The organism is Pseudomonas sp. PVC-3-1, from assembly GCF_057444315.1.
Window position 1 is genome coordinate 1,866,808 of the sequence record NZ_CM172023.1, and the last position, 25,135, is coordinate 1,891,942.

The 25,135-nt window shown below is 66.3% G+C and carries 27 protein-coding genes; all 27 read right to left on the reverse strand.

The features are described from left to right. Positions 1 to 71: 71 nt before the first annotated feature. The gene (locus tag AC2T4A_RS08615; RefSeq protein WP_486743101.1) at positions 72 to 1,103 is read right to left on the reverse strand and encodes a trans-3-hydroxy-L-proline dehydratase; all 1,032 of its coding nucleotides are present in this window, start codon (positions 1,101 to 1,103) and stop codon (positions 72 to 74) included. Positions 1,104 to 1,280: 177 nt separating this feature from the next. Further along, entirely contained in the window at positions 1,281 to 2,003 is a 723-nt protein-coding gene (locus AC2T4A_RS08620) for an amino acid ABC transporter ATP-binding protein (protein ID WP_045216990.1), read from the reverse strand. Beyond that, positions 1,996 to 2,646, reverse strand: coding sequence for an amino acid ABC transporter permease (locus tag AC2T4A_RS08625; protein ID WP_416750225.1), 651 nt, complete (start codon positions 2,644 to 2,646; stop codon positions 1,996 to 1,998). Before AC2T4A_RS08625 ends, AC2T4A_RS08620 begins: the two co-directional genes overlap by 8 nt. A gap of 11 nt (positions 2,647 to 2,657) precedes the next feature. Further along, complete coding sequence (locus AC2T4A_RS08630) at positions 2,658 to 3,323, reverse strand: amino acid ABC transporter permease (RefSeq protein ID WP_024764661.1); 666 nt, start codon at positions 3,321 to 3,323, stop codon at positions 2,658 to 2,660. After that, on the reverse strand, positions 3,323 to 5,041 hold the full coding sequence (lhpI, locus tag AC2T4A_RS08635; protein WP_486743102.1) for a cis-3-hydroxy-L-proline dehydratase: 1,719 nt from the start codon (positions 5,039 to 5,041) through the stop codon (positions 3,323 to 3,325). Before lhpI ends, AC2T4A_RS08630 begins: the two co-directional genes overlap by 1 nt. A 70-nt stretch (positions 5,042 to 5,111) precedes the next feature. After that, positions 5,112 to 5,918 carry an ABC transporter substrate-binding protein gene (locus AC2T4A_RS08640; RefSeq protein WP_486743103.1) on the reverse strand — a complete coding sequence of 269 codons (807 nt, stop codon included), beginning with the start codon at positions 5,916 to 5,918 and terminating at the stop codon, positions 5,112 to 5,114. A gap of 414 nt (positions 5,919 to 6,332) precedes the next feature. After that, on the reverse strand, positions 6,333 to 7,112 hold the full coding sequence (locus tag AC2T4A_RS08645) for an AraC family transcriptional regulator (protein ID WP_486743104.1): 780 nt from the start codon (positions 7,110 to 7,112) through the stop codon (positions 6,333 to 6,335). A gap of 199 nt (positions 7,113 to 7,311) precedes the next feature. After that, complete coding sequence (locus AC2T4A_RS08650; RefSeq protein ID WP_486743105.1) at positions 7,312 to 8,559, reverse strand: FAD-dependent oxidoreductase; 1,248 nt, start codon at positions 8,557 to 8,559, stop codon at positions 7,312 to 7,314. Then, on the reverse strand, positions 8,556 to 8,792 hold the full coding sequence (locus tag AC2T4A_RS08655) for a 2Fe-2S iron-sulfur cluster-binding protein (protein ID WP_416750217.1): 237 nt from the start codon (positions 8,790 to 8,792) through the stop codon (positions 8,556 to 8,558). The genes AC2T4A_RS08650 and AC2T4A_RS08655 overlap by 4 nt, the downstream gene beginning before the upstream one ends. Next, positions 8,785 to 9,897, reverse strand: a complete 1,113-nt coding sequence (locus AC2T4A_RS08660; protein ID WP_486743106.1) for an NAD(P)/FAD-dependent oxidoreductase — start codon at positions 9,895 to 9,897, stop codon at positions 8,785 to 8,787. Before AC2T4A_RS08660 ends, AC2T4A_RS08655 begins: the two co-directional genes overlap by 8 nt. After that, positions 9,894 to 10,838, reverse strand: a complete 945-nt coding sequence (locus AC2T4A_RS08665) for a 4-hydroxyproline epimerase (protein ID WP_478379263.1) — start codon at positions 10,836 to 10,838, stop codon at positions 9,894 to 9,896. The genes AC2T4A_RS08660 and AC2T4A_RS08665 overlap by 4 nt, the downstream gene beginning before the upstream one ends. 112 nt (positions 10,839 to 10,950) lie before the next feature. Then, on the reverse strand, positions 10,951 to 11,625 hold the full coding sequence (locus tag AC2T4A_RS08670) for a GntR family transcriptional regulator (protein WP_416750211.1): 675 nt from the start codon (positions 11,623 to 11,625) through the stop codon (positions 10,951 to 10,953). A 131-nt stretch (positions 11,626 to 11,756) separates the two neighbouring features. Then, positions 11,757 to 12,644: a (2E,6E)-farnesyl diphosphate synthase gene (gene ispA, locus AC2T4A_RS08675; protein WP_416750209.1), complete on the reverse strand. Its 888-nt coding sequence runs from the start codon at positions 12,642 to 12,644 to the stop codon at positions 11,757 to 11,759. Further along, entirely contained in the window at positions 12,641 to 12,886 is a 246-nt protein-coding gene (locus AC2T4A_RS08680) for an exodeoxyribonuclease VII small subunit (RefSeq protein ID WP_024764669.1), read from the reverse strand. The genes ispA and AC2T4A_RS08680 overlap by 4 nt, the downstream gene beginning before the upstream one ends. Before the next feature lie 127 nt (positions 12,887 to 13,013). Next, positions 13,014 to 13,643: an START domain-containing protein gene (locus AC2T4A_RS08685; protein WP_486743107.1), complete on the reverse strand. Its 630-nt coding sequence runs from the start codon at positions 13,641 to 13,643 to the stop codon at positions 13,014 to 13,016. 324 nt (positions 13,644 to 13,967) lie between these two features. Beyond that, positions 13,968 to 14,498, reverse strand: coding sequence for an inorganic diphosphatase (ppa, locus tag AC2T4A_RS08690; protein WP_017521720.1), 531 nt, complete (start codon positions 14,496 to 14,498; stop codon positions 13,968 to 13,970). 80 nt (positions 14,499 to 14,578) lie between these two features. Continuing rightward, the gene (locus tag AC2T4A_RS08695; RefSeq protein ID WP_486743108.1) at positions 14,579 to 15,397 is read right to left on the reverse strand and encodes a M90 family metallopeptidase; all 819 of its coding nucleotides are present in this window, start codon (positions 15,395 to 15,397) and stop codon (positions 14,579 to 14,581) included. A gap of 7 nt (positions 15,398 to 15,404) precedes the next feature. Further along, complete coding sequence (locus tag AC2T4A_RS08700; protein ID WP_024764672.1) at positions 15,405 to 16,064, reverse strand: DedA family protein; 660 nt, start codon at positions 16,062 to 16,064, stop codon at positions 15,405 to 15,407. 196 nt (positions 16,065 to 16,260) lie between these two features. Beyond that, positions 16,261 to 17,145 (reverse strand): substrate-binding periplasmic protein, encoded by an 885-nt coding sequence (locus tag AC2T4A_RS08705; protein ID WP_486743109.1) that lies wholly within the window; start codon positions 17,143 to 17,145, stop codon positions 16,261 to 16,263. Positions 17,146 to 17,246: 101 nt separating this feature from the next. Further along, complete coding sequence (locus AC2T4A_RS08710; RefSeq protein WP_413351040.1) at positions 17,247 to 17,711, reverse strand: GNAT family N-acetyltransferase; 465 nt, start codon at positions 17,709 to 17,711, stop codon at positions 17,247 to 17,249. Between the two features lie 122 nt (positions 17,712 to 17,833). Then, the gene (locus tag AC2T4A_RS08715) at positions 17,834 to 18,295 is read right to left on the reverse strand and encodes a type IV pilin protein (RefSeq protein WP_486743110.1); all 462 of its coding nucleotides are present in this window, start codon (positions 18,293 to 18,295) and stop codon (positions 17,834 to 17,836) included. Further along, positions 18,292 to 21,729 (reverse strand): pilus assembly protein, encoded by a 3,438-nt coding sequence (locus tag AC2T4A_RS08720; RefSeq protein WP_486743111.1) that lies wholly within the window; start codon positions 21,727 to 21,729, stop codon positions 18,292 to 18,294. Before AC2T4A_RS08720 ends, AC2T4A_RS08715 begins: the two co-directional genes overlap by 4 nt. Next, positions 21,716 to 22,261 (reverse strand): hypothetical protein, encoded by a 546-nt coding sequence (locus tag AC2T4A_RS08725; protein WP_416750193.1) that lies wholly within the window; start codon positions 22,259 to 22,261, stop codon positions 21,716 to 21,718. The genes AC2T4A_RS08720 and AC2T4A_RS08725 overlap by 14 nt, the downstream gene beginning before the upstream one ends. After that, positions 22,258 to 23,004, reverse strand: a complete 747-nt coding sequence (locus AC2T4A_RS08730; protein WP_486743112.1) for a PilW family protein — start codon at positions 23,002 to 23,004, stop codon at positions 22,258 to 22,260. Before AC2T4A_RS08730 ends, AC2T4A_RS08725 begins: the two co-directional genes overlap by 4 nt. Further along, the gene (gene pilV / locus AC2T4A_RS08735; protein ID WP_486743113.1) at positions 23,001 to 23,606 is read right to left on the reverse strand and encodes a type IV pilus modification protein PilV; all 606 of its coding nucleotides are present in this window, start codon (positions 23,604 to 23,606) and stop codon (positions 23,001 to 23,003) included. Before pilV ends, AC2T4A_RS08730 begins: the two co-directional genes overlap by 4 nt. Next, entirely contained in the window at positions 23,597 to 24,142 is a 546-nt protein-coding gene (locus AC2T4A_RS08740) for a GspH/FimT family pseudopilin (protein WP_416750187.1), read from the reverse strand. The genes pilV and AC2T4A_RS08740 overlap by 10 nt, the downstream gene beginning before the upstream one ends. 174 nt (positions 24,143 to 24,316) lie before the next feature. Next, positions 24,317 to 25,123, reverse strand: coding sequence for an ethanolamine ammonia-lyase subunit EutC (gene eutC / locus AC2T4A_RS08745; RefSeq protein ID WP_486743114.1), 807 nt, complete (start codon positions 25,121 to 25,123; stop codon positions 24,317 to 24,319). Between the last annotated feature and the right edge of the window lie 12 nt (positions 25,124 to 25,135).

The following is a 25,135-nucleotide window of genomic DNA, read 5'->3' on the forward strand; positions in this document are numbered from 1 at the left end:
GTTCTGGGAGGCTTCCCTGAATTTTCGTCGTCGGGTGCCGCTACGCGGCGAATCAGGGTTGAAAGGGAAAATCAGTAACCGTTCGGCCAGGTATCCGAGAGCCGATAGCCTTCGGGCCAGGGATCGCTCGGGTCGAGCAGGTGCTGGTGAGTACCGGTGATCCAGGCACGACCGGAAATGCACGGATGGATGGCTGGCTTGTCGCCGACGCTGGTGAGGCCGTCGATGCGGCAGTGGAATCTGGAATCGATGATCGAGTGGCCGACGAAGCGCTCGCCGTCCTTCAGCTGGCCCTTGGCATGCAGCACCGCCATGCGCGCCGAGCAGCCGGTGCCGCAGGGCGAGCGGTCGATCTTGCCGGGCCGGATGACCACCGCGTTGCGGCCGTGCAGCACGCCGTCGATGCGCTCTACCGGCGCGGTCAGCTGGCAGAAGGAGATGTGTGCCCAGTCGTGGTTTTCCGGGTGCTTGAAGCCCAGTTGCTGGTTCGCTGCGCGGGTGATCTTCAGGCCGGTGGCGACCAGGTCGGCGGCCTCCGAGGCGTGCAGGGTAAAGCCCAGTGCGTGGGCATCGGCGAGCACGAAGCTGTCGCCGCCGTAGGCGGTATCCACCTGCAGCGAACCGAGGCCTTCCACTTCGATCCAGGCATCGAGCTTGTCGGCGAAGGAGGGCAGGTTGCGCACTTCCACGCGCTGCACCTTGCCGTCCTTGCAGTCGGCCACGGCTTCGATAAGGCCGCCCGGCGCTTCCAGGGTCAGGCGCGTCTGCGGCTCCTGCATCGGCAGGATGCCGCTGTCGAGCAGCACGGTGCTGACGCACAGCGAGTTGGAGCCGGACATCGGCGGAACGTCCGCCGGCTCCATGATGATCCAGGCCATCTGCGCGCGCGGGTCTTTCGGCGGTACCAGCAGGTTCACATGGCGGAACACACCGCCGCGCGGCTCGTTGAGGACGAAGTTGCGCAGGGTGTTGTCGCTGGCGATGAAGCGCGACTGCGCCCACACGGTGTCGCCCGGCGGCGGGGCGACGCCGCCGACGATGACGTCGCCGACTTCGCCTTCGGCGTGGCAGCTGACGACGTGGATGATCTTGCTTGAACGCATTGCTCTCTCCTGATTCTCTAGCGGCCCGTTTTCCCTCTCCCCAGCCCTCTCCCTGAAGGGAGAGGGAGCCGTCCGTGCCGGCTGACGCCAAGGCATCAACCTGCTCCGTTCAGTCCCCTCTCCCGCATGCGGGAGAGGGTTAGGGAGAGGGGCTCTTGTCTCTAGTTCATCAACGGCCTAGTTCACCGACCTCAGGAACTCCGCCGTCTCCGCCCGCTGCGGATTGACGATCACCTGGTCCGGCGTGCCGATCTCGTGCACCAGCCCTTCGCGGAAGAACGCCACGCGGTCGGACACATCGCGGGCGAAGCGGATTTCGTGGGTCACCAGCACCATGGTCATGCCCTCTTCGGCGAGCAGGCGCATGGTGTCGAGCACTTCGCCCACCAGTTGCGGGTCGAGCGCCGAGGTGGCTTCGTCGAACAGCATGTAGTCCGGCGACATGGCCAGCGCGCGGGCAATTGCCATGCGCTGCTGCTGCCCGCCGGAAAGCTTCTGCGGGAACACCTTGAGCTTGTCGCCCAGGCCGACGTGCTTGAGCTGCTTGACCGCCATCGCCTCGGCCTCTTCCCTGGACAGGCCGAGCACCTTGCGCGGGGCGAGCATGACGTTCTCCAGCACGGTGAGGTGCGGGAAGGCGTTCCACTGCTGGAAGACGATGCCGATCTTCTGCCGCAGCTTGTTCAGGTCGGTGGTCTTGGCGTGGACCTCGATGCCGTCGACGCGGATCTTGCCGCGCTGGATCGGCTCCAGGCCGTTGATGCACATCAGCAGGGTGGACTTGCCCGAGCCCGAGCCGCCGATGATCGAGACCACCTCGCCCTTCTTCACGGTCAGGCTGACGCCCTTGACCACTTCGAGATCGCCGTAGGCTTTGTGCACGTTGTCGATTTCAATCATTTTCCTGCCACCTTTGTTCCAGCCGGGCACCGAGGCGCGCCACGACCCAACTCATGAGGTAATAGATGACCCCGGCGATGCACAGCACCAGCAGGGGTTCCTGGATGCGCGTGACGATGGTCTGCGAGGCGCGGAGCAGTTCGACGATGCCGATCCACATGACCAGCGCGGTGTCCTTCATCACCCCCAGCACCAGGTTCAGCCAGCCGGGGAAGGCCACCCGTGCCGCCAGCGGCAGCACGATGTAGCGCAGGTCCTGCCAGTAGGTCAGGCCCAGCGAGCGGCTGGCGCGGCGGATGTTCGGGCCGACGGCGAGGATGCCGCTGCGGATGATCTCGGTGCAGAACGCCGCCGCGTAGACGCCCAGCACCAGGCAGCCGACGGTGAAGGCGCTCCAGTTCAGGCCGACGATGCTTTTCAGCGAGTTGAACAGCACGAACTGGATCAGCAGCGGCACGCTTCTGAAGATGTCGAGGAACCAGCCGACCGGCATCGTGGCGCGCGGCAGGGTGGCGCGCAGCCAGCCCAGCACGATGCCGGCGAGGGTGCCGATGAGCATGGCGCCGACGGTCAGCTTGACGGTGACCCAGGCCCCTTGCAGCAGGAACATCAGGTCATTGACGGTGAAGCTCGTGGAAAACATGCGTGCTTCTCCTAGTAGCGGAACAGTCGCCAGCTCAACAGGCGGGCGACCACCACGATGACCTTGGCGATGAGGTAATAGAGCACCGCGGCCAGGGCGAAGTACTCGAAGGTGCGGAAGGTGCGCACGTTGAAGTCCTGGGTCACGCCGGTGAGGTCGTTGTTCAGGCCCACCACTACGCCCAGCGAGGTCATCAGCACCGCCCAGACCATTTGATTTGTGAGCGGGTAATAGACGATGCGCAGCAACTGCGGAACGATGATCATCCGGTACGCCTGGAAGGCGCTCATGCCCAGCGAGCGCGCGGCGCGCATCTGGGTGTCCGGCACGGCCTTGAGGCCGCCGCGGAAGTTCTCCGCGAGGTAGCCGGCGTTGTTGAAGGTGATCCCCGCCAGCAACGCCACCCAGGAGCTGACGTGCAGGCCGAAGGAACCCAGGCCGAAGTACAGGATGTAGATCTGGAACAGCGACGGGGTGTTGCGGGCAATCGATACCCAGGTGTCGGCGAAACCCTTGAGCAGCGGGTTCTTCATCTGCCGCATGACGGTGAGCAGCAGCGCGATGAGAACGCCGAGGATCATCGACAGCGCGGCGGTTTCCAGGGTCACCCAGGCGCCGCCGAGCATGTCCGGCAGGGCCTTGAAGGCGGAGCGCCAATGGAAGCTGTAGTTGAACATCAGCGCACCCCCTCGCTCAGCCAGCGCGGTACGCCACCGTCACCGCGCCCGCTGCAGGCAGCGTCGACGCACGCGGCGAGGCTGCCGAAATGCACCTGGCGCCCGGCCAGGCCCGGACCGTAGTGGGCGTACTTCGCCGAGTTGGTCATCAGTGTGGTGCAGGCCGGCGGGATCACCGGCTCGCCGATCATGCACCAGCAGGTGTCGTTGAGCAGTTGCGCGCCGAAGTCCTCCAGCACCTTCACGTCACCGGCGGCGCGGGCCTTTTCCTGCACGGCGCGGCCGAGGGCGATGACCAGTGCAACGCCCGGATGCTTGCGGCGCCCGGCCACCAGCTTGGCCAGCTCGGCACATTCGCTGGCGGAGAAGTGCGGGTTGCCCAGGGACACAAGTTGCACGCCGGGTTCGCTGGCGTGGTCCAGCTCGCGCCATGAGGCGATGAGATCCGCCGGGGTGACGCGCAGGTGTTCCTGCGCTGCCTTGCCGCCCAGGGCGGTGCTGGCGTCCGGCGCTTCCGGCGTGACCCCGGCGATGTGGAACATCGGCGCGGCGGAGGTGGTGGCGAAGGCCGCGCCGAAGGCTTTCAGCGCATCGCTGTCCGGGGCCAGCGGCTGCAAGCCGTCGACCACCGGGATGCGCGAGCCGCACAGCTCGCCGATGTGGTAGCCGAGCAGCGGGAAGATCGACTCATCATGGGCGGCCGGCAGTTCGACATCGATCCGCAGCACGGCCAGCCGACCTTCGTCGCGGTGGCTGCCGACGTTCGGCGCGCGGCCGGTGAGGGCGATGCAGATGTCGAGGTAATCCGGGTATTTCAGGGTCCGCGCGCCGAGCACGCTGTTGGCATAAACAACGGCGTTGGACTCAGCCCACACGACCTGCTCGCCGAGGCTCGGCTTGCTGTCCAGCAGGTAGGGCGCGCAGGTGTAGCTCATCTGCGCGCCCATCTCCATGTAGGCATCGCCCAGCGCGGCAGCGGGCTCGCCGAAAGCCTTGTCGACGCCCAGCTCGCGCCAGCGGCGGTGGTCCACGGAGATGGAATTGAGAGTGGTCGGCACCTTCACCTTGCCGCCCCAGTCCGCCAGCTGGCGGGCGAAGCGCAGGCTGGCGGGGCCGGTATAGATGCAACCGTCGATGTGCGCCTGGGCGATATCCAGCAGGTCCTTCGCGCCTTGCAGCGCAGCCATGCGCAGGACGATCTGCATGGCAGCCTGGGCGGCCTTGCCGTGCTTACCGTCGAGCAGTTCGTGGTCGCCGGCGGTGAGTGCCAAGCCTTCCGGCAACGGGCCGGCGTCGCTGGCCATCACGCCCTGCCAGCCATCGGCAGGGCGCTCGGCGCTGAGTGTCACGGTGTCGCCTTCGATGCGGGCCCAGCCGCCCGCGGACAACTGCGCGAAACCTTCACGCCCCAGGCACAGTACCGGGATGGAGCAGCTGAACAACGCCTGCGCCACCAGTACGCCGAGGGTGAGGATTTCGTCCGGCTCGGCCAGCAGCAGGGCTGCCGGCGCGTGGCCGTTGAGCAGTATTTCCAGCATCACGCTGCTGCCCGTGCAGGAGCCGCGTCCGCTGGGAATCGCCAGCACCCGGCCGGGCAGGAAGCTGCCCGACAGCGGATGGTGGCGGTCGATGACCTCGCCGCTGAAGGGCTCGACGCCACCCCAGAAGCTCAGCCCGGTGTCGGCGGTCAGTAGCGCCCCTTCGGCGCTACCCCCCATCAGGACCCGCCCTGTCAGGCGTAGGTCCCGCACCCTTGAAGCCTGCATCGAAGACATGTTGCGCCCGCCGTCAGTAGTACACGTGGGGAACGGTGAGGTCGACCGGGGTGCCGCCGACCCACTTCTCGTACAGCTCGGCGTAGCGGCCGGTGCGGACCTGCTGGTTGACGAAGAGGTTGAGGTAGTGGATCAGGCCGTACTCGTTGCGCGCAGCGGCCAGCGACACGTAGTCGATCACATAGGGCGCGTTGCCGACGACCTTCAGCCCCTTGTACTTGCCGGACTTGAGGGTGGAGGCGGCGACGGTGTTGGTGACCACGGTGGCGTCGATGTGACCCTGAGCGACGGCGAGGATGGTGTCGTTCTGGCTCTGGTAGGCGCGGAAGGAGCCCTTGCCGCCCCATTTCTTCACGTCCTTCTCCAGCGCGATGGCTTCATAGGTGCCGCTGGTATTGCCCACCGGGCGGTCCTTGATGTCCTCGTACTTGTTGATGCCGGTGTCTTCGCGGGTCAGCACCACCATCTGGAAGGCGAAGTAGGGGATGGTCATGGCGACCGTCTTGGCGCGCTCCAGGGTGTCGGAGGTGGAGGCGACGATCACATCGGCGCGGCCGGAAACCAGCGCGGGGATACGATCCGGGAAGGGCGTCTCGACGACTTCGGCGGTAACACCAAGGACCTTCGCCAAGTCGTTGCAGTAGTCGACGTCAAAGCCGACCGGGTTGTTCTGCGCATCGCGCGAGCCCATGGGCGGGAAGTCCAGGGTCACGGCGCAGCGCAGCTTGCCGGATTCGATGATGTCGTCGAGCTTGTCGGCCTGGGCCTGGCCGACGAGAAACACAGCGGTGAGGGCTAGAGCAATTCGGGTGAATTTCATGGGGGCCTCTCTGAGTCAGTGTTGTGCAGCGATTTTTGTATTATGGATTTCGTATACGATATTTCTTAGAGCAAGGCATGTGCCAAAAACCATCCGGACGTGACTCATGGGTCGCAGGGCCCGGAGTTGGGGGGATTGGTTGCAGGGCCCCTTCCGAAACAACTGTAGGCGCGGTCCGGTCGCTGTTACCAAATGAAGCAGGAGCGTGTTTCGCTGCCCCGTATGGGAGCACTCAGGTGTCGCAGGTTGGTTGGGGTGGGGGTGGTTCGCGAGCAAGCTCGCTCCTACGAAGAGCAGCCGTGCGGGCCTCCTGTAGGAGCGAGCTTGCTCGCGAACCGCCCAGGCAACTCGCAGGAGGCTCAGGCCCGTAGGGCGGATAAAGCGGCACGCTTTATCCGCCCTACGGGTGTCCTGTCAGCTGGGTGCGGATTGCGACTCGCGATACTGCGTCGGCGACAGCCCGGTCAGCGCGCGGAACTGCCGACTGAAGGCGCTGTGATCGGTGTAACCGCAGCGCAGGGCGATCTCGGTGATCGGCAGGTCCTCGCCGAGCAGGCGGGTGGCCGCGCCCAGGCGCGCCTTGTGGATCATCTGCCGTGGCGTGAGCTGGAAGATGCGCTTGCAGTGACGTTCCAGTTGCGCGACGGACAGCCCGGCCAGCTCGGTCAGCTCGGCGAGATTGATCGGCTTGTCGAAGTGTTCGCGGATGTAGGCGTCCACCGTCGCCAGGCGCTGGTACGCCGGATGCGTGGACTGTGCCGCCTGCAGGTCGCTGGAAATCCCCGCCATGCCGATCACCGCGCCGTCGACATCACGCAATGCCAGTTTGTGGGTCAGGCACCAGCCGGGTTGCCGGCCGGGGTAGAGATGTAGCTCCAGCTGGTCGCTGAGCTGGCCGCCGGTTTCCAGCACGCGGCGATCCTGCTCGGTGTAGATCGGGCCGAAGCGCGACGGGAAGACCTCCTCGGCGGTGCGCCCGAGCAGCTCGCGGGCATCTTTCACTCCGCAACGCCGCGCCAGGGTCTGGTTGACCAGCACGTAGCGCGCCGCGGTGTCCTTGATGAAGAACACCACGCCAGGCATGGCATCGAGCAGCGGGGAAATCTGCGCAAGGGTCTGCAGCAGGCTGTCCAGGTCGCGGGCGCCCTGGGGAATCAGGTCGTGCATCGGGAGGCGAGTCGGCTGTCGGAACATGGCAGAAGGTAGGGTGCAAGGTGGCGAGATGGTCGGGCGCTGTCAACTCGCAGGGCGCGCAATGCCTCTGGCGAATCAGTCAGTGGGGCAATGCTGGCGGATAAAGCGTGCCGCCTTATGCGCCCTGCGGGGCGATGTGTGAGGCGGACGCAGGGCGCATAACGCCTCAAGCGTTATCCGCCATTCGTGGCCTGTGTCTTCAGTCTTCGCCGAGCTGCAGCAAGGTTTCCACCCGCGCCGGGCTGAAGGGCGGGCGCGGCGCTGGCGGTTGCCAACCGAACAACTGCTTGGCCGCCGCGCCGCACACGCGGCCCTGGCAGGCGCCCATGCCGCAGCGGCTGGCGAGCTTGGCGGCGGTCCAGTCCGGCTTGCCGGCCAGGGCCGAGTAGGGCACGTCTTCGCAGCGGCAGACGAGGGTGTCCGGTTGGGCGAGTTGGTTCAGGCGCGGGTCGAGGGCGAAGTCCTTCTTCAGTGCGGCGGCGAAGCCCCGCCAACGCTGGCGCTGCGACCAGAGCTCACGGGCGCGGTCGTGCTCACCCGCGGCGGCGTGGCCGGCGATGCGGCCTTCCACCAGCGCTTTCTCCGAACCGCCGAAGCCGGTGCATTCACCCGCGGCGTAGATACCGTCGCGGCTGCTCGCCTGCCAGGCATCGACGCGGATCGCACCGTCGTCGACGACACAACCCAGTGCCTGGCCGAGTTGCACGTTGGGGATCAGGCCGAAGCCGCAGGCCAGCCGGTCGCATTCGATTTCCTTCAGCTTGCCGCCCTGGCTGATTCGCACGCCTTCCAGGTGATCTGTCCCCAGTGCGGCGACTACATGGCTGTCGGCACGGTAGGCCGGGTCGTACAGGCCGAACGAATGCAACAGCTTGTTCGGCCAGCGCGGCAGCTTCAGCGCGAAGCTGGCCAAGGCAGACCACGAGGCCTGTTCGGCGATGCGGAGGATTTTTGCGCCATTGGCGCGGGCGGTCGCGGCGCTGGCGAGCAGCAGCGGCCCGCTACCGGCGATCACCACGCGCTGGCCGTCCACCGGCACGCCGCCTTTCACCAGCGCCTGCAGTCCGCCTGCGCCGGTGACGCCGGGCAGCGTCCAGCCGGGGAAGGGCAGCAGCAGCTCACGGGCGCCAGTACAGAGGATCAGCTTGCGGTAATCCAGCCGCCAGCCGCGTTCGAAGTCTTCCAGCAGCAGGCCGCGTTCACCGGCCAGGGCCACCACGCGGGTGCCACTGTGAATCCTGATAGTGGCGCAGGCGGCCACCTTTTCGCGCAGTTCCAGAGCGGCGTGCGGCAGGTGCGCATTGGGCCCGTCGCGCCAGATCTGCCCGCCGGGCAGCGGGTTGTCATCGAGGATGACGATGCTGGCGCCGCTGGGCGCGGCGGCCAGGGCGGCAGACAGCCCGGCCGGCCCGGCGCCGATGATGACGATATCGGCCGTTTCGCTCATGGGCGCGTCTCCACCTGCATGCCGTCGCGGCACAGGGTCTGGCAGGCCAGGCGGCGCTGGCCGTCGATGGTCACCCGGCACTCCTGGCAGACGCCCATGCCGCACAGCGGCGCGCGGCGCTGGCCGCTGACCGAGGTGCGCGAGGTGCCGTCGCCACCCAGGGCGAGCGCGGCGGCAACCGTGGTGCCGGCGGCGACGCGCAGCGCGCGCCCGTCGAGGAACAGGTCAGGCATGGGCAGTGGCTCCGAGGAAGCGGCGCGGGGAATAGGGTTCGGCCGGCAGCGGCAGCGGTTCATCGCAGAGCTGCGCGGCGAGCAGGTCGGCGGTGCCTGGCGCAGTGGTCACGCCCAGGCCTTCGTGGCCGACCGCGAGCCACAGACCGGGACGCTGCGGGTGCTCACCCACCAGCGGCATGCCGTCCGGGCTGGCCGCGCGGAAGCCCGCCCAACTGCGGATCACGTTGAGGTTGGCCAGGCCGGGCATGTAGTCCACGGCGCGGCGCAGCATCTTCGCCAGCATCCAGCCTTCCACCTGTGGGTCGGTGGTGCCGAACTGCCGCGAGGCGCCAATGAACAGCTGCCCGGTCGGACGCGGCTGGATGTTGCAGGCCACCGAGGGGCCGCTGGCGTTGTGCGCGCTGGTGACATAACCCAACTCCACCAGCGTGCGACGCACCTTGCCGGGGTAGCGGTCGGTGATCAGCAGATGGCCTTTTTTCGGCTCGATGGGCAAGTCGACACAGAGCTGCGTAGCCTGGATGCCATTGGCCAGGACGATGGCCTTGGCGCTCAGCCACTGGCCGTTGTCCAGGCGCACGCGGGGTTCGTCGATTTCCACCACTTTCGCCTGACGCTGGCGGATCGGTTTCAGCGCCGACTCCAGCAGCCATGCGGCGGCGCGCGGGGCGTAGAGAATGCCGTCACCGGTGATCTCCAACCCGCCATGCAGGTCGCTGCGCAGCTCGGGTTCTTCCTGCTGCAGTTCCGCGCTGTTCAACAGTCTTGCGGCGACGCCATGCTCGCGCAGCACGGCGAACTTGCGTTCGGCTTCGGCCATCTCTTCGTCATTGGCCGCCAACCACATCGTGCCGTTGCTGCGGTAGGCGCACTCGGCAGGCATGTCGTGGCCCCACTCGCGCCAGCGCTGCAGCGAGTAGTTGCTCAGCGCCAGTTCGGCGGCGTTGTCATCGAGCACCAGCAGATGGCCCATTCCCACGGCAGTGGCGCCGGGCAGGCACGCGTCCAGCACCAGCACGTCCAGCCCGCGACGGGCGAGGGCGTGAGCGCAGGCGGCGCCGACTATACCGGCGCCGATGACGATGATGTCCGCATCGCTCACGGGCGGATGCCCCAGGCGAAGGGATCGTCTTCTTCCAGCAGCAGGGTGGCTTCGGCGCTGATGTTGGCGCGGCCGCGAATGGTCGGAATGATGCGCCCCTCGGATGGTTCGCCGGCCCACTCGAAGCGGCCCTCGAACTGGCTGCCGATCACGCTGGCCTGGCGCCAGGTGTCACCGGCGGCGAGCTTGCCGTCGGCCGCCAGGCACGCCAGCTTGGCGCTGGTGCCGGTGCCGCAGGGCGAGCGGTCGTAGGCCTTGCCGGGGCAGAGCACGTAGTTGCGGCTGTCCGCGTCGGGATCGTCGGCGAACAGTTCGATATGGTCGATCAGCCCGCCGTCTTCGCCACGGATGCCCTGGTCTTCCAGCGCCTTCTGTACGGCAACGGTATAGGCGGTCAGTTCATCGAGATTGTCGCCGGCGACACGCAGGCCGTGATCGGAAATCAGGAAGAACCAGTTGCCGCCCCAGGCGATATCGCCGTGCACCAGCCCATGGCCGGGCACTTGCACCGGCACCTGCTTGCGGTAGCGGTAGGCGGGTACGTTGCGCACGCTTACGGAGCGGTCATCATGCAGGGTCGCTTCGACGGTGCCCACCGGTGTCTCGATCTTGTGAGTACCGGGACCGATGCGCCCCAGGTGCGCCAGCGAAACGACCAGGCCGATGGTGCCGTGGCCGCACATACCCAGGTAGCCGGTGTTATTGAAGAAGATCACCCCGGCGCAGGCGCTCGGGTCCACCGGCTCGCAGAGCAGCGCGCCGACCAGCACATCACTGCCGCGTGGCTCCAGCACCGTCGCGGCGCGCCAGCCGTCGTGCTCCTTGGCCAGCAGCGCGCGGCGCTCGGCCATGCTGCCATTGCCCAGATCGGGAAAGCCGTCGAGCACCAGGCGCGTGGGCTCGCCGCCGGTGTGGGAATCGAGAACCTGGATGCGTTTCATGCTGCCCCCTGGGGTGTCTTGTTGTAGACCCTAGGGTGGCGCGGTGCGGGAAGCGGGGCTTGAGGGTTTTCCGCCGGGCCGATGATGAAATCGGCACAGCGGAGCGTTTTGCTCAGCTCGGCGTGGGCCGGTTCGGCAGGTGCTCATAGAGCGTGCGGCAGACGCCGTTGATGTGTTCTTCCAGCAGTTGCGCGGCGCGGTCGGCGTCGCCCGCGCGGCAGGCGTCGAGGATGTCGTGATGCTCGTGATCCGCGCGCTCCTTGCCGTCGGACATGCTCATCTGCAGGCGCAGGTAGCGTTCCACCTTGTCGTGGATCGAGCGGATCAGTCCGACCAGATACGGCCGCTGCGCTGGCTCGTAGAGGCAGGCGTGCAGCTCCCAGTTCAGCTCGGCCCAGCGGCCGATGTCATCCTCGCCGACGAACTCGGCACAGATGCTCTCGGCGCGGGCGAAGGTTTCGTCGCTCATGTTGGGAATCGCCAGGCGCAGCGCCTGGACTTCCAGGACTACGCGCACCTCGAACATCTGCGCCAGTTCCGGCTCGGAAATCTTCGTCACCAGCGCACCCTTGTTGCGCTGGAATTCCACCAGACCCTCGGCCTCCAGGCGCTTGAGCGCCTCGCGCACGGGGATCTTGCTGACGTTGAAGATCTGCGCGATATCGTCCTGGCGAATCGGCTCGTTTTCCGCCATCTGGCCGGAAATGATCGCTTCGCGCAGGTGCTTGGCGATGGTCTCCGAAGCGGAGGGAACGATACCCAGGTTGGGGGCGTTGCGTAGCGGCACGATGCAGTCCGGTCAGGTGGCTTGTGTCGGATATGGTATACGAAATCCCTGCGGTGCAGTGAAGCACCGGCCAGCGCTCATCGCAATGGGTTTACCAGCGGATTTGCACACGCAATGCGCGTGCCGGGCAATCAGTTGCGGCGTTCGACGATGTAGCGCGCCAGGGCGCGCAGCGGCTCGGCGTTGTCGCCGAAACCCTCCAGCGCCGCCAGCGCCTGGTCGCGCAGGGCCAGGGCGTAGGCCTTGGCGGCATCGAGGCCGAGCAGGGCGGGGTAGGTCGGCTTGTCGTGCGCCTGGTCCTTGCCCTGGGTCTTGCCGAGGGTGGCGGTGTCGCTTTCCACGTCGAGGATGTCGTCCTGCACCTGGAATGCCAGGCCCACGGCCTCGGCATAGCGGCGCAGGGCGTCCAGCGCCTCGGCCGTAGCGTGGCCGCTGGCCAGGGCACCCAGCTGAACGCTGGCCTCGATCAGAGCGCCGGTCTTGTGCCGGTGCATGGTTTCCAGCGCGGCCTGGTCGATCTTGCGGCCCACCGACTCCAGATCGATCGCCTGCCCGCCAACCATGCCGGCCGAACCGGCGGCGCGGGTCAGGGCCAGCAGCATGTCCAGGCGGGTCTGGGCATCCTGCGGATTGAGCTGGGCGTTACCGATCACCTCGAATGCCAGTGCCTGCAGGCCGTCACCGGCGAGGATCGCGCAGGCTTCGTCGTAGGCAATGTGGGTGGTCGGCTGGCCGCGACGCAGGTCGTCGTCGTCCATCGCCGGCAAGTCGTCGTGCACCAGGGAATAGGCGTGGATCAGCTCCACCGCGCAGGCTGCGCCATCGGCGCGTTCGGGCTCGCCACCCAGCGCTTCGCAGGCGGCGTAGGCCAGTAGCGGGCGTACCCGCTTGCCGCCGTTGACCACGCTGTAGCGCATGGCGGCATAGATGCGGGTGAGTTCTTCACGGGGAGCGACGAAGAGTTTTTCCAGCGCAGCATCGACACGCGCCTGACAGCGCGCCTGGTAGGCCGAGATCATGCGTCTTCGCCTTCCGGGTCGAAGGGCGCTTCGCTCAGCTCGCCGTCGCGTTCCAGCAGGATCTGCACCTTCTGCTCCGCCTGGGTCAGTGCCGCCTGGCAGTCACGGGTCAGGCGGATGCCCTGCTCGAAGGCACCCAGCGAATCCTCCAGCGACAACTCGCCGCTTTCCAGGCGCTCCACCAGCGTTTGCAGCTCGGCGAGGGACTGTTCGAAGTCGAGGGAAGCTTTCTTGCGGGCCATGCGGACATCTCGGCGGGGGTATTCGGAAACCTCGCGACACTAGCAGAGACGGGCTTTGCGGGCAAATCTTCGGTCAGGGCGCAGGCGACTGCGCAAGGGCTGCCAGCGGTGATTTACTACCGGCTTTCTAATAGCCGCCGTCACGGACGCCCTGGTGCTCCGCCACCACTTTCAGCATGCGCAGCGACTCGAAGGGTGCGTCGACCACGAACTGGTTTGCCAGCCAGGACGGCACGCTGCCGCCCGGCTCGCCGCGCATTTCGTAGGTGACCTCGGTGAGCTTCGGGCCCTTGGGGACCATCTGCCAGGTGCCGGAGACGCTGGGCACGCGGATGCGGTCCTTCACCGGCGGGACGTAGTCCGGAGCGGCCTGCAGGTGGCGGATCATGCCGCCGTCGGGAGTTTCCTCGGTGCTCACCTTCAGCACCAGGTCACGCGGGGCGGCGGGCCAGGGGAGTTTGGTATCGAGATAGACCCAGATGGCTTCGTCGCTGTACTTGAGCAGGCGCATCTGCGCGCAGGCATAGAGCCACGCGCAGGAGACGCGCAGGTTTTCCTGCAGGTGACCGAGCGTGGCGACGTCGGCCTTCACCAGGGTTACGCCGCGAAAGCTCTTGTAGTGTGAGCCGGGCACTTCGCTCAGGTAGACGCGCACGCCGTCCTGGTCCTTGGCAAGCTTCCAGTCCGCGGCTTGCGCATGGGCAAGTGCAGGCGCGGTCAGCAGCAAGGCGAGCAGGAGAGATGACGAGCATTTCATGGCAGCGGACCGGCGGGGGAATAGTCCGATCTTATGCCCGGCCCGTGACAATGGCGCATTGGCCGGCGAGCGGTCTGGAGGGGGACTATGCCGGTTGCATGGAGGCAAATCGCGGGCATTAAAAAAGCCGGCTTGTGGCCGGCTTTCAGGGGGTGGTCCAACCTTACTTCTGGTAGGGCGGGCCGCCTTGATTCTGTGGCGATGCAGTGAGCTGCTCGCGGGGCGCAGATGGTAGCAAAGTCGGGACGAAAAGCCTAATCCCGGTCATAAAAAAAGCCCCGCCAAGGCGGGGCTTCTTCGTGGCGCGGATACTCCGCGCGACCATCACTTGGCCTGGAAGGCGGCGACGGCCTTGGTGATGTAGTCGTGAGCCTGGGCGGCGTCGCCCCAGCCTTCGACCTTCACCCACTTGCCCTTCTCGAGATCCTTGTAGTTCTCGAAGAAGTGCTTGATCTGCTCCAGCAGCAGGGCCGGCAGGTCGGTGTATTCCTTCACGTCCTTGTACAGGACGGTCAGCTTGTCGTGCGGTACGGCGATCAGCTTGGCGTCGCCGCCGGCTTCGTCGCTCATGTTCAGCACGCCAACGGGACGCGCGCGGATAACCGAGCCCGGAGCGACCGGATACGGGGTCACGACCAGCACGTCCAGGGGGTCACCGTCGTCGGCCAGGGTGTTCGGGATGAAGCCGTAGTTGGCCGGGTAGAACATCGGGGTGGCCATGAAACGGTCGACGAACAGGCAGTCGGTGTCCTTGTCGATTTCGTACTTGATCGGCGCGTGGTTGGCCGGGATCTCGATGGCGACGTAAATGTCGTTCGGCAGGTCTTTGCCAGCCGGGATGCTGCTGTAGCTCATGGACGACTCCAGATAGTGGTCGGGCCGAAAAAGTGCGGCGGATTATAGGCAGATTGCCGTGTCCAAGCCACTGACATCGCCTAGTGCGTCTGAGTTTCCTGATATTCGGGGTGTTCGCCCTGAAGCTTGTGCAGGCGCGAGAGCGGATCTTGCCGGTAGAACAGCGAAAGCTGTTCATAGACTTTGGGATAGGCCGCCTGAAGGAGGTCCGGAGCAGTAAAGAAGTACTCGCTGGTGACGGCGAAGAACTCCGCCGGGTTTTCGGCCGCGTACGGGTCGATGGCGGTGTGCGCCTGCGGGTTGTGGTCGAGCTGGCGGTTCATGTCGTCGTAGGCGGCCTGCATGGCGGCGGCCCAGTCGGTCACGCGCATGTCGCGGTGCAGCGGTGGCAGGCCGTTGGCGTCGCCGTTGAGCATGTCCAGCTTGTGGGCCAGTTCGTGGATCACCAGGTTGTAGGCGTCCCAGCCGCCACCGCTTTCCACGCCGGGCCAGGCGAGGATCACCGGGCCTTGCAGCGAGGTTTCGCCGGCGCGCTCGTCGTCGAACTCGTGCAGGACGCCGGCCGGGTCGCGGTGCTTCTGCGGGCTGACGAAGTCGTCGGGGTAGAGGACCAGTTCATGGAAGCCGCCGTACCAGTTCAGGTCCGGCAGGTGCAGCAAAGGCAGTTCGGCCTGGGTGGCCAGCAGCAGTCGGCGATAATCGTCCAGTTCGATGCCGGGCAACGGCGAGAGCCGCTTGTCGCGCAGGAACAGCAGCGCCCGCTCGCCGAGTCGGCGCAGCTCGTCTTCGCTCAGGCCATCGAGGATCGGCAGATGCCGGCGCACCTGCGCCCACAGTTCCGCGTCGAGCGGGTAGCGGGCGAGGAAGCGCCGGCGGCGCCAGGCGCTGAACGACCACATGGGCGGATCAGTGCTCGCCGGGCTGGGCCTTGGCCGAGGGGCGCATCTTGTGGCGGATGAAGCCGATCAGCATGGGCACCAGGGAGAAGGCGATGATGGCGATGATCATCACCGAGAGGTTCTGCTTGATGAACGGCACATTGCCGAAGAAGTAGCCCAGGGTGACCAGGCCGCCGACCCAGGCGATGCTGCCGGCCACGCTGAAGAACAGGAAGCGCGCGTAGGGCATGTAGGCCATGCCGGCGACGAAGGGAGCGAAGGTGCGCACGATGGGCAGGAAACGCGCCAGGGTCACGGTCTTGCCGCCGTGACGCTCATAGAAGGCGTGGGTCTGGTCCAGGTAGTCGCGGCGGAAGACTTTCGAGTTCGGATTGCTGAACAGGCGCTTGCCCAAGGTTCGGCCGATCACGTAGTTGGTGCTGTCGCCGCTGATCGCCGCGAGGAGCAGCAGGCCGCCGAGCAGCCAGGGGTCCATGCCGCCCGCGGCGCAGATGGCGCCAGCGATGAACAGCAGCGAATCACCCGGCAGGAACGGCGTCACCACCAGGCCGGTCTCGCAGAAGATCACCAGGAAAAGGATGGCGTAGATCCAGGTGCCGTAGTTGGCCACCGCCAGCGACAGGTAGGAGTCGAGGTGAAGAATCAGGTCGATCGGGTTGAATTCCATGAGAAGCCTGTCTGACAACAAGGAGAACAGCTGGGCCGCCCATTATAGGGGGCGACGAGGCCGCCGGGGGGCACGCTCCGTCGAATCCTGCGACAGAGGTCCGCGGGAGGATATTACAGCTTCTGCGTGAAAATCCTGTCGCTGTGAGCGCGGCAATGCCTTGTGACAAATGCACGACGCAGAGGGGCGCGGCGTCTCAGAGCAGGCTTGCTTGCCAGCTCAATAGAGTGGTTGTCGTTCTGGGTATCAGTGCGGCCCCGTGCTGTCCGCCGGCTTGCGGAAGTTGCTCGGCCAGTGGGTGGGCGGCCACTTCACGGGTGTTCATGGCGGATTCCAGGTGGGCTTCGGCGATCAGCTGCTGCAGGCGGCCGCTTCGGCGCAGGGTGCGCAGGCCGCGGTCGAGGCTGGCGGCCAGGGCTTCGCCTTCGGCACGCTTCTTCGGCACCAGCACGTAGAGCGGCTTGACCTCCAGCGGCGGGTCGATGAACTCCAGTTGTTCGCGCAGCGCCGGGGCGTTCTGGCTGAGCAACTGGTAGCCGGTGTAGCGGTCCACCACGGCCAGGTCGATGCGTCCGCGCAGGAGTTTCTCCAGGTTCTGCCAGTCGCTGCTGACTACGTCCTTGTTGAGGAAGTCGGCGGCGTCGAAGGCGCTCTGGTTGACGTAGCCGCGCACTACGCCGATGCGATATGGGCGCAGGCTGTCGAGGTTGCGCGGGTCGATCGGCAGGGCACGGTCACGGCGACGGAAGAAGCCCAGCTGGGAGTCCAGCAGCGGCATCGAGGTGTAGAAGTCTTCCCGGCGGTCCGCCGACAGGTAGGCCGGCATCAACGCGTCGAAGCGGCCTTCGCGGGCTTCGTTGAGGGCGCGTTGCCAGGGCAGGAAGACCAGTTCGGCCTTGTCGCCGTTGAGCGCCAGTGCTTCGTTGAGGATGCGGCTGGCCAACCCGTTGCCCGGCAGGTCGCTACCGACGTAAGGCGCCCACTCCAGGGTGGCGACTCGCAGAGTCTGGGCCTGGGCGGTGGCGCCCAGCAGCGCGAGACAGAGACAGGCGGTGCGCAGAACAAGCAGGGAAATACGCATGGGATCCCTTCATGCGGAGGCCGCGGCAATTCCGATACTGGCACTCTAATACTCCGGGCCCGCCGATGCCAGCGGGCCGCTCCGCACCTCAATTCAGATCGTCAGTTCAGATCGTCGCTGATCGGCAGGATGTAGTTCTTGAACTCGCTGTCCTCGCGGAAGCCGATGGACTCGTAGACCTTCTGCGCCACTTCGTTGTTGACGCTGGTGGACACGCGCATGCGTACGGCCTGGGTCTCGCGGGCCATCTGCCGGGCGGTCTGCAGCAGGTGGTCGGCGACCAGCTGGCGGCGCGCCTCTTCGGCGACGTAGATATCGTTGAGAATCCACACGCGCTTGAGCGACAGCGAGGAGAAGCTCGGGTAGAGCTGGCAGAAACCCAGCAGCTTGCTGTCATCGTCATCCGGCAGGGCCAGGTAGATCACCGATTCCTTGCGGCGCAGGCGCTTCTCGAGGAATTTTCGCGAGGACTCGGGGTAGGGGAGCATGCCGTAGAACTCGCGGTATTTGACGAACAACGGAGCGAGCAGATCGAGGTGGTCGAGCGTGGCTTGCACGATGCGCATAAGCGGGCCTCGGCGGGAGGTGAATGGGCTGGTATGGCAATGCAGGGGCTATGCCAGCGAATAGCCATTGGTCCGATGCTGCACCAGAAATTGTGGAAAGCGCAATCCAAGCGAGCGTTTGATCAACGCCAGCAACTGTCGACGCTTCCCACGCTGACGCTACGGGTGCCGCGCTCGTCCAGGGTGAAGTCGCCGCAGTCCAGGTCGCGCAACTGGGCGCCCCTGCGCTGGGCGGTCAGCCGGTAACGGCGTGTATCGCCGTCGGGATGTTCGGCGGCCAGCTCGTACAGTTGGTGCGTCGAGAGACGCTTGCCATCCGCCGTGAGCGGGTAGGTAAACGCCAGCTTCGTAGGGTCGTCGGTGTACTTGCTGTATTGCGCCAGGTAGCGCTCCTGTTGGGTCGCGGCATCGCGCAGGAGGGTCTGCGCCTCGCTGCGGTTGGCACGCAGGATGAACTGGCGGTAGCTGGGAATGGCGATACCGGCGAGCAGGGCCAGGATGGAAACCACCACCATCAGTTCGACCAGAGTGAATCCGCCAGCTTTGATGGTGTGTGGCGCGGATACCGAAGGCAGGGCTCTCATGGGTAACTCACGGGCAGGTTGTAGTTCATGATCCGCCAGTTGAAGCGGCCCTGGTTCACCGGGTTGAACAGTTGCACGGGGAGGCGGTTTCCATCCGGTGTGTAGAGGCTGTCGCCGATGCGGGTCACCGGTCCGTCGATGCGCATGCCGCTGGCGGTCTCGCTGAAGGAGCCGTCGCCCACCAGGTCGAACACGTTGAAGTCCAGCGCGCCGCCGGTCTTCGGGTTCACTGCCAGCAGCCAGTAGGTGATGCCCGCGCTGCAGGGGTCGGCGTTGGGTTGGCCGACGGTGACGAACAGCACGTCGCCGAGCATGAAGGGCTGGTCGAGGACCCTCTCGCCATCGGCCAGGTCGAAGTACCAGCCACGGATTCCGATGCCGCGTTTGCCACTGCTGTCCCAGGCCACAGGGGTGCTGCTCAACTGGCGGACCTCGCTGGTGCCGGCGCTGTGGGTGACGGTTTCCAGGGTCAGCGTCTGGGCCTGCAGATCAGAGAGTTTGCTCAGTGCGGCAGGCGCGCCGGCTCCGTCGACGTGGGCGAGGTAGTCGGTCTGGTCCCAGAAGCCGTAAAGGGACTGGCGGCTGATGGCGCCTTCCTTGTCGCCCCCCTCGAAGTACTTGCCGGTACCGGCGATCACCAACTGCCCGCCGCGTGGATGCTGGGTGACCTCGCCGGCGGCGCTCAGCGGCTGGTTGCGGCTGGCAGGGACGCTGGAGAGCACGCTGGAGGCGACGTCGAGACCGGCCTGCCGGTAGAGCTGGCCCTGCAGGCTGCCGTAGTAGCGCTGGGCGAGTTCGCCGGGACTGTCTGCGCGGGTCCAGGCGACCGTGCTGCCGATTTCGCCGTCGCCAGCGGCGGACTGGCTGGCGGCGCTGATGCGCCCGTCCTCCAGGCGGATCGACAGCGCGTAGCCCTTGGCGGTGTCGTACCCGTTGCCGGTGAGCACATAGGCAACGCCGTCGGAGATCGTGATCACCGGCCGGTCGAGCACGTAGCCGAACTCGATGTCCTTGCCGTTCTCGCTGCTGGCGCTGCCTGCGTATTCCCAGAGCAGGCGGGGCTGGTCGGCGTTGGTGATGTCCAGCGCGAACAGGCCGCGCCCACCGCGCCCGGGCGGCATGACCAGCACGGTGTGCCAGCTGCCATCGAAATGCACGTCACGGGTGACCGCGCTGCCGTCGACATAGAAACGGTGCAGGCTGTTGGTGTTTTCCTCTTCCGAGCGCGCGGCGTAGCGGGTGTCGGAGAGGAAGTTGAGCTGCCCGAATACGGCGGCGGGAATGAAGGCCCAGCGTTCCCGGCCGGTCTCGTCGAAGGCGTGCAGCATGCCGTCGTTGGCGCCGACGTAGAGGCGACTTTCGCGATTGGCGTTGGCCAGTCGGAAGGCGTCGTAGCCGGTCGCACCGGAGGCTTTCTCCAGGTAGTAGGTGACGGCGGACGGCGGACCGACGACCACGGGCGAGGAGTAGATGATGTCGCCCAGCAGATGGTTGCGGGCGCGGAAGGTGTCGCCTTCGTCACTGCGCTCACCGCGCAGCCAGGCGACGCGCTTCTCTCCCAGGTGGTCCTCACGCTGGGTACCCGGAGCGCGGTTGAGCAGTTGTTGTTGCTGGGCCGCCAGGTTGCCCCAGGTGAAGGCCTGCAGGTGGCCCTTGGCACTGTCCGGCGCGGTATTGGTGTAGATGCTGCGGCTGGTCGGTGAGCGCTGGTTGAGCTGGTTGCGGAACGACAGCGAGGAGTTCGCCTGGGCATTGCCCTGGGCGTCCAGGCGGTACTGCAGGATGTCGCCGCTCCAGTCGGTGGGTTGGTAGCTGGCGCGATAGAGGTGGGTGTCGGTGCTCAGCGAGGTGGAGCTGGCGCCGGCGGCGGCCACCGCCAGCTGGTTGCTGGAGATGCTGCTGACGATGGCCTGGAAGGCCTTAACCAGTTCGCTGGTGGAGTCGGCGCTGAAGAATTCGCCGCGGGAGTTGAGGGCTCCGTGCCAGAGCGCAGCCACCTTGCCTTCGTTGGCGGTGACGGTCATGCCGTTGAGGCTGGTGCTGGCGCTCGGGTTTGGCCAGCTCCGGGTGCCATCGAGCAGTTGCGGATAGGAACCGGAATAGGTGTCGCCATCCCACTTCAGGTACTTCAGGGTCGGGCCGAGTCCCAGGCCTACGGTGTAGGTGGTGATGTGCTGCCAGGTGGCCGGGTCGTTCTTCGGGTTCCAGTAGTCGTTGCCGTCGCGAAAGCGCGGCGGAACCTTGTTTTCCAGGTCGGTACGGGCATCGGTGGCCCAGCCGAGGAAGATGTTGTCGGCGAGGGTGTTCGACCATTTGTCCTGATAGGGCGCCGTCGCGGCGAAGGCGGTGCCGTCGGGCAGGGTTCTCGCGGTGCCGTCGGCGTTGCTGCCGCCGGAGCCATCGCCGAAGCCATCGGTCATCAGCAGGTGGTAGCTGGGCCGGCAGGCGTACTCGGTCTTTACGTCGCGGGGGCTGCCCGGCGCGCGAGCATAGGGGTTATAGGCGGTGGTGTTGCTCAGGTAGTTGTTGACCCGGTTCTGCGCCGTTCCTAGGGGCGTGCCGCCACTGGCTGCGAGGCGGCTGGTGAAGTTGAAGAAGTCCGCCTTGTGCTGGCCGGCGAAGGTCGCGAGGGTCTGGTTGCCGCAGGCCGTGGAGCTCATGTTGAAGTTGGTGTTGTAGCAGCTGTTCAGCGCCTGCCAGGTCACCCGGATGTGCTCGGGCAGGTCGAACAGCGCCAGGTTGGCGGCGGTGCGCGTGGCGAGCTGGCGGGTACGGTAGAAGGAAAACCAGTTGGCGTAGTTCTGCTTTTCTACCGCCGTGCTGACCCAGTGCGGGGTGAAGCAGGTGCGGGTGCAGGCGTTGGCGCTGGTGAATGACGAGTCCGCCGCGCAGTTCTGCACGGCACTGAGGCTGCTGGTGGCCACATTGCGCGCATGCGGGCAGGACGCGTTGAACTGGTAGTAGTGGGCGTAGCGCTGGTAGCTGTCGGTGCTGTTGACCGCCTGGGTCGCGTTCTGGCTGTAGCCGTTACCGGTATTGCGGTTCAGGTCGACGGTGCCGGTCTGGTTGGTGAGAAAGCCATCGTAGTAGGCCTTGTCGAAGTTGGTGACGTAGCGCTCGCTGACGATCCGGCCGCCGTTGAAGGTGACCTTCCACGGCGCCTCGTAGGTGATGTCGGGGTTGTAGTACATCGGGTTGTAGGCGGTGGAACGGTTGGCGATGCTGTAGGAACTCATGCCATCCGGGGTGTAGGCGCTGGTCATGCTGCCGGAGTCGTCGAGGGTGACGATCAGGTTGGGCGAGACGCCCTCCACCAGGAACAGCGGCGCCTGGCTCGGGGCTGCGGCTTGCGCACCCGTGCCGGTGAGCAGAATCGCCAGGCCGGCCAACGCGGCGAGATGGGGCGGCGAGCGGAACGGGTCAGCGCTGGACACGGGCGTACTCCTGTAGTCGGACCAGGGCCTGGTCGGTGATGCCGGTGGACAGGGCATTCATCTGCAGCAGCAAGGTGCCGTTGCCCGCCAGGCAGTCGGCCATGGCGCTGGAGGAGCGGCTCTCGCATTGCGCGGCGACGTACCAGCGCGGCGCGCTGCTCAGTTCCGCCAATTGGTCGGGGGTGGCCAGGTCGTTGCCTCGATAAGTGCGCGCCCGTGTCAGCAGTGCGCTGCTGGCAGCAATGTCTGGTTCGAGCCAGAGTCGGTCGCACAGCAGTATCTGTTGCTGGCTCCGCGCGGTGCTGATGCAGGTGTCGGCCTCGCCCACGGCCATCGTCGGGCTGTAGCGGGTCCGGTCCAGCGCTTCGCTGATCGCTGATTCGGCGCCGCCCAGCGCCGCCTGGTAGTCCCTTGACTCGGCCAGGCTGTTGTCCAGCAGCAAGCCGCTGCGCAGGTTGCCCAGGGTCAGGATGCTCAGCGCCAGCAGCATGAGCAGGGCGATGAGCAGGGTTTGGCCACGTTGCCGGTTCATGGCTGACTCCTCAGGTAGAGCGTCTGCGTGAAGGCGCTGCACAGGCCGCGCGCGCCGGTGCTCTTCGTCGTCGCGAGGTTCAGCGGATCCTGGTAAGTGCAGTTTTCGGGCAGCAATGCACGGGTCGAGGTGAGCACCAGGCCGGCGCGGAGCTGGTTGGTCGAGCCGACTGCGAACATGAGGTCGTGGATGCCGCTGGCAAGGGCGACCTCGCCGGCGGACAAGGCGTTGTTGGTCTTGCACAGCAGCTCGTCGTCGACCAGGCGCAGGTGGCTGACCAATACCTGCGGATTGCCCGTGTCGTCATCGCTGTAGAGCGAGGCGCCGGTGCAATCCTGATGCACCTGTGCATCGCTGCGCTGAGGGCGCTGGTAGCGCAGGCACAGGCCGCGGCCACCGGCATCCAGGCTGGCAACCTTGCCGGCGCCGAAGATGCAGCCGGTGGACGCGTCGGTCAGGGCCGGAAAGGGGCCTTCGCGGTCGATGACGAAGTCGTACTGCTGGTCGTCGGCATTGGTGGCGTGGCGCACCCAGGCGCTGTAGCCGGCATGCCCGCTCTCGCGCTGCAGCAGGTCGAGGATGAAACGGGCATTGGCCTGGTTCTGCTGCTGGGCATGGTTGAAGGCGGCGTGGTCGCTGCCCGACAGGTAGATCTGCAGCACGCCCAGCAGCACCATGACGCCCAGCGCAATGGCGACCATCAGCTCGATCAGTGACAGGCCGGTCTGGCGATGCCGGCTCATGGCTGGAAACTCAGTCGGTAGCGTTCGACGCCGCCGGCATCGCTGGCGGAAAGGCAGGCTGCGTCGTCATCGTCCGCGGTGGTCGGGCTGCCGGCCTGGCAGTTGCGGCTGTGCCAGGCCAGCTGGATCAGCAGCAGCGGCTGGCGCGAAGCGGCGTCGCAGGACTTGCCGTCACTGCTGGGGCAGATGAAGGTGGAATCGCTCAGCAGCGCATCGTCGGTGTTGAGCTTCAGGCGCAGCTGTTCGACCCAGCAGGCCAGTTCGCGCCGGGCTCGATCAGCCTTGCCCAGGCCGCTGGTGGCGCAGCTCTGGCCGCTGCCGATGCTGGGAAAGCTGCTGCCGGCCGGGACCAGGTAGGCCGCGTCGGTACGGAGCTTGCCCTTGCTGACCTGCGCCTCGCGATTGGCCTGGATGCTGCGGGCGAGGTCCGCTGCCAGCAGGAGGGCGTTCTGCCGCTGCTGGCTGTCGTGGCTATAGGCGATGCTGCGGCTCTGCAGGGCCAGCAGGCCGAGCAGGGCGACGCTGGTGAGCATTACCGCCACCATGATCTCGATCAGATAGAAGCCCCGCTGGGCTGCGTGGGATCGGCCCGTCAGTCGCATGGGCTCACCGCTCCGCCACGCTGCAGGCAGACCTTGCTCGAGTAGCTGCCGGCAGTGAGGGTGAAGACCTGCGGAAAGTTGCCGCTGCCGGTAGCGATGCCGTTGCCGTCGAACTCCAGCGGAGCGGCCGGCTTCTGGGTAACGAGTACCTTTCCGGATTCGTCGAGCCGGGTCCTGCGCAACTCTATCTCTCGATGGCCCTGCAGGTCGCCGCCGCGCAGTCGACCGACGCTCAGCTCCGAGGTCCAGTCGCCGCTGCTCTGCGGCGTCACCCGCACCGGCTGGTGCCCGATCTGCGCCTGGGCGCGGGCGTACTGCAGCACCGCGACCAATTGCTTGCCGGTGCTCTGCGCGCGATTGCGATTGATCAGCAGGTCGAAGGAAGGCACCGCGATGCCCAGCAGGATCGCCAGGATCGCGATGGTCACCATCGCTTCGATCAGGGTGAAGCCACGCTGAACAGGCTGGGGGCTGACACGAGCATGCAACTGAGTGTTGGGTGAATCCATCGTCTCGCCATCGTCATGAAGCGCCATGCGCTGGCGCTTCCTTTCGTGCGCCAGGCACGGTCCTTGATGGCGTGGTTTTTATCGCGACGGGTGGCGGGGGTGATTTAAGACGATTCTTAAAGACGGCGGCCCGCTGCGCGGCATGTGGTCGCGTTCACGCTGCGGGCGAAGCAGGCCGGCACGGCTCAGCTTGCTGATGACTCAGCCACCGATAAGAAAGTTGCCGGTCCCGCCGGCGCTCTCGCCCTCCAATGCGGGGAGTTCCGCCTCGTCCTTCAGGTTCACCCCCGACAACTGCCGCCGGCAGGCTTCGCGCATCAGGTAGAGCAGGCGGTGAGTGGCGAGCCCATAGCTCAGGCCTTCCAGCCGCACGTTGGAGATGCAGTTGCGGTAGGCGTCGTTCAGGCCGACCTTCGGCGCCCAGGTGAAGTACAGGCCCAGGCTGTCGGGTGAGGACAGACCGGGACGCTCGCCGATCAGGATCACCACCATCTTCGCCCGCAGTAACTCGGCCACCTCGTCGGCGACGGCGACGCGGCCCTGTTGCACCAGTGCAATCGGCGACAGGCTCCAGCCCTCGTTGCGCGCCTGTTCCTCCATGCGTTGGAGAAAGGGCAGGCTGTGGCGCTGCACTGCCAGTGAGGAAAGACCGTCGGCGATCACCACGGCGAGGTCGTAGCCCTGCGGTTGGCGGTCGGCATGTCGGCGCAGAATCTCTACCGACTCTTGGTTCAGGCGGCGGCCGAGATCGGGGCGTTGCAGGTAGGTATCACGGTCGGTGGCGGCGCTGTGCAGCAACAGGGTGTCGCGACCGCGTTCGGCCAATTGCGCGGCGAGGCCGTCGCGGTCGAAGGGCAGGTGCACGGCGTCGCGCGCCTGGGCGTGGGCGAACTGGAAGTCCAGTTGTGCACCGGTCGGCAGGCTGGTGCCGGCGCGGCCCAGTGCGATGCGCGCGGAGGTCAGGCGGCGCAGTTCCTGCCAGGGGTTGGGGGTAAAGCTGTCGCTCATCGAAAACTCCTC